Raw genomic sequence first — 3867 nt, 5'->3', positions numbered from 1 at the left:
GCCGGGTCCGCTCAGCGGACCCGGCGGCCGGCGTGCGTGGAACCGTCATCCGGTCAGACGGCCACGGATGAAGAGCAACGACTCGCGACTCGGGTCGGAGGCCAGCGAGACCACGCGCCCGATGAGCATCCAGTGCGAGTTGTTGCGCAGTGTCCCGGCGAGTTCGCACTCGAACCGCGCCGCGGTGCCGGCCAGCAGGGGCGCCCCGACCGCACCGGGAACGTGGTCCACGTACCCGAACTTGTCGGGATCCTTCGAGGCGAACAACCGGGCCGTGGACGCCTGGTCGGAGGCGAGCACGTTCACCGCGAACACCCCGGACCGTTCGATCGCCGACCACGTGCGAGACGTCGCCGCCAGGCAGACCAACACCTGGGGCGGTTCCAGGGTGAGTGAGGTGAAGGCGTTGACGGTACTGCCGTACAGCTTTCCGTCGAGGGCCGTGGTGACGACCACGACCCCGGTGGGGAACTGGGCGCACGCCGACCGGAAGGCGTCGGGGTCAGGCATCGGCGTCGTCTCCAGAGACGGCTCGCACGAGGTGGTCCGGGTCATGACACTGTGCGCAGTGCCGGTGCCTGGCCCGGATCGAGCCCCATCGAGATCAGACCGGCCATCTCCGCGCAGGCCAGCGCGTTGGGCGGCATGATCGGACCGGTCATGGCGTCACGCAGCATCAGCTCGTAACCCCGTTCGCGCATCAGCGAGTTGAGGCCGCCGGCGGTCGTGCCGAGTGTGGAGATCGTGTGGATCACCGTGCCGACCATCAGCTTCGCCCGCAGGAACGCGGCACAGGTCTGCAGGCTCGGCCTGCTGTTCTCGTCGGCCTCCCACGCCGCGTGGTACATCATCAGCCGGGCCGCCTCGACCTGGGCCGCGATGTGCCCCATCGCGGTGCTGATCGTCGGGTGGTAGCCCATCGGCTGGGCGTGGCCCTTCGCCGTACGGGTCCCGAGGGCGTCCTGCAGCCACTCCGCCATCGCCGCGGCGACGCCCAGGTAGCAGCCGGTGTATCCACCCCAGGCGATGTGCGCCTGGGCCACGATCCAGTTGCCCAGGAAGTCGTCGAACTCGCACAGGATCAGCTCCTCGGGCACGAACGCGCCGGTGATCTGGACCTGGTTGCTGCGGGTCGAACGCATGCCCAGCGTGTCCCAGTTGTCGGTGACCGTGATCGCGCCGTCCTGGCGCGTCGGCATCAGGAAGCCGACCACGTGGGTCGGGTCGTCCGCCCACTCCGGATGGGCGAACATGAAGGCGTAGTCGCTGGCCTCCCACAGGGAGGCGAACATCTTCGTGCCGCTGATCTCGAGCCCGCCGGGCACCCGGCGCGCCGAGAGGGTCGGCATGTAGGTGGCCGGCAGCAGGCTCGACGCAGACGGCTCGGAGAGCGGCGCGCAGATCAGCGCACCGTCCCGCACCACCAGGTCGGCGACCCGCTTCTTCGCGTCGGCCGGTACGGCGTCGAGTGTGGCGATGATCCGTGTCGCCACGTAGTGCATGTTGAAGCCCAGCGCGGTCGAGGCGTCGCCCTTGGCGAGCGCCTCGACGGTGGCGAGCCACTGGGTCGTCCGGGCCCCCAGGCCGCCGAGGTCACGCGGGAGCGCGACGGCGTACAGCCCGGCCTCGCGCAGCTTCGCGAAGTTCTCCGTGGCGATGCTGCGGTCACGGTCGTGCTCCCGGGCGTGGGGGGCGAACTCGGCAGCGAGCCGGGCGCCAAGCCCGGCCAACTGCCGGCTGTGTTCGTCGAGTTCGAAGTGCATGGTGTCCGTCCTCTTGGTCGTCGGTGTACTGGTGCTGTCAGGTCCACATCGGAGGACGCGTGGTGTCGAGGCTGGCGTGGACGACTTTGGTCACGGTGTACTCGAGGAGGGTCGCGGTGGCCCCCTCGCGGCCGAAGCCGCTCGCCTTGACGCCGCCCTGCGGCTGACCGAGCGGTGTCGCGAACCAGGTGTTGACCCAGACCATCCCGGAGTCGAGACGGTCGGCGAGCCGGTACGCCTGGGCGAGGTCCGCACTCCACACCCCGTTGGCCAGCCCGAACGCGACCCGGTTGACCCGTTCGACCACCTCGTCCTCGGAGGTCCAGGCCTCGACGGTGAGGACGGGACCGAAGAACTCCTCGCACGAGGCGCTGGTCGCGCCGTCGGGAGAGGCCAGGACGGTGGGACGGTAGTAGCTGCCACCGGCCAACTCGCCCGGCATCTCGGGTACGCGGCCGCCGGCCCGGCGTTCGGCTCCCTCGGACAGCGCGGTCTGGACCCGTGCGGCGACCAGGTCGCGGTGCTGGGCCGTCACCAGCGGGCCCAGCTGGGTCGCCGGATCGAGGGCGTCGCCCACGACGATCGCCTCGGCGCGTGCGGTGATCCGTTCGAGCAGCTCGTCGTACCGGTCACGGTGCACCATGAGCCGCGAGGAGGCGAAGCACACCTCGCCGTTCGCGGCGAAGATGCCGGTGAGCACGTCCTCGGTCACGGTGTCCAGGTCGGCGTCGGGGCACACCACCATGGCCCCCTTCCCGCCCAGTTCCATGAGGGCCGGAACCAGCCGGCTCGAGACGTCGCCGAGGATGCGGCGCCCGGTCTCGGTACCCCCGGTGAAGCTCACCTTGGCGACGCCCGGGTGCGACACCAGCGCGCGCCCGGCGTCGTGGCCGAATCCGGTGACGACGTTGACGACGCCGGGCGGGAACAGGTCCTGCACGAGCCGGATGAACTCGACCGTGCTGACCGAGGCGAGTTCGGACGGCTTCACCACGACGGTGTTGCCCGCCGCCAGGGCGGGCGCCAGCTTGTGCGCGACCGAGATCAGCGGCGAGTTCCACGGGACGATCGCGGCGACGACGCCGACCGGACGCTGCGTGGTGGAGACGTGGGCACCCGGGCCACAGGGTATGGTCCGCCCGTGCAGGTCCCGGACGACGCCGGAGAAGAACCGGAAGATCTCCGCGGCCGTCGGCACGTCGATCAGACCGGCCTCGCGGATCGCCCGGCCGTTCTCGGTCGCGAGCAGGGCCGGCCATCGCCCCGCGTCCTGGGTCAACCGCTCGGCGACGGCCCACAGCAGGGCCTGCCGGGTGTCGAGCGAGGTCTCCCGCCAGGTCTCGAACGCGCTCTGGGCGGCCGCGACCGCGCGGTCCACGTCGCCGGCCGTACCCGCCGCGACCTGTGCCCAGACACGGCCGGTGCTGGGATCGACGGCGGGAAACGACTGGCCGGCCCGGACCTCCCGGCCGCCGATCAGCAGGGGCTGCGGCTCGGTCAGCGTGAGCCGCTCTGTCACGGCTTCGGTCGCGGTCACGTCAGAAGCCGATGTGCTGGGAGTGGAACGGGTTGTCGATGCGGATGCGCCACGTGCCGTCGGCCTGGCGGCAGAAGACGTTGCTGTCCACGGCGCCCATCTCGATCGGCTCCCCGTCGGGACCGGTCCCGACCAGATGCCACCTGAGGGCGACCAGGGCGACGTCACCCGCCTCGACCCGGTGCAGTTCCTCGATCGTCAGGTGGGGCTTGGTGTCGATGAACTGCTGAAGCGCCTCCCGCAGCGCGGGCAGCCCACGGACGGGATCGGTCCCCGGCGCGGTCTGGAAGACGGTGTTCTCGTCCCAGCAGGACATTGCCAGGTCGAGGTCTCCGGCGTTCATCGCCTCAACGAACAGCTCATTGAGCTCGGTGACGCTGTTGTGCGAACCCATGGTCGCTCCTCACGGGAAGGGGCTGAATTTCCTTCACCGTAGGATTCGGCCGCGGGCGGCCACATCCCACCGGGACGGGGTTCCGCCGGCATCCCCCGGCCAGGGGATGCCGGTCGCCGCCCCCCCCCACGACACCCACGTGGACCCGGCCCGCGGCGGGGTGGGGTGGACGT

At 70.8% G+C, this 3867-nt stretch carries 4 protein-coding genes; all 4 read right to left on the bottom strand.

What is annotated here, in order from left to right; translation table 11 throughout:
• Window positions 1-45: 45 nt before the first annotated feature.
• From AB0395_RS47730 to AB0395_RS47715, 4 genes are read right to left on the bottom strand one after another with little or no spacing between them, the layout of a single operon-like run.
• The gene (locus tag AB0395_RS47730) at window positions 46-510 is read right to left on the bottom strand and encodes a flavin reductase family protein (RefSeq protein WP_366294897.1); all 465 of its coding nucleotides are present in this window, start codon (window positions 508-510) and stop codon (window positions 46-48) included.
• Window positions 511-551: 41 nt separating this feature from the next.
• On the bottom strand, window positions 552-1763 hold the full coding sequence (locus AB0395_RS47725) for an acyl-CoA dehydrogenase family protein (RefSeq protein ID WP_366294895.1): 1212 nt from the start codon (window positions 1761-1763) through the stop codon (window positions 552-554).
• A gap of 37 nt (window positions 1764-1800) precedes the next feature.
• Window positions 1801-3300 (bottom strand): aldehyde dehydrogenase family protein, encoded by a 1500-nt coding sequence (locus tag AB0395_RS47720; protein WP_366294893.1) that lies wholly within the window; start codon window positions 3298-3300, stop codon window positions 1801-1803.
• A 1-nt stretch (window position 3301) separates the two neighbouring features.
• Window positions 3302-3694, bottom strand: a complete 393-nt coding sequence (locus tag AB0395_RS47715; RefSeq protein WP_366294891.1) for a nuclear transport factor 2 family protein — start codon at window positions 3692-3694, stop codon at window positions 3302-3304.
• Window positions 3695-3867 lie beyond the last annotated feature (173 nt).

The sequence above is a fragment of the Streptosporangium sp. NPDC051023 genome (assembly GCF_040689595.1).
Lineage (GTDB): Bacteria > Actinomycetota > Actinomycetes > Streptosporangiales > Streptosporangiaceae > Streptosporangium.
The sequence above is the reverse complement of the archived record's forward strand: the minus strand, read 5'-3'. Positions and strand labels throughout refer to the sequence as shown.

Bases quoted from the DNA above. Each gene is read 5' to 3' on its own strand.
- AB0395_RS47730 (WP_366294897.1), bottom strand. From the start codon at position 510: ATGCCTGACCCCGACGCCTTCCGGTCGGCGTGCGCCCAGTTCCCCACC.
- AB0395_RS47725 (WP_366294895.1), bottom strand. From the start codon at position 1,763: ATGCACTTCGAACTCGACGAACACAGCCGGCAGTTGGCCGGGCTTGGC.
- AB0395_RS47715 (WP_366294891.1), bottom strand. From the start codon at position 3,694: ATGGGTTCGCACAACAGCGTCACCGAGCTCAATGAGCTGTTCGTTGAG.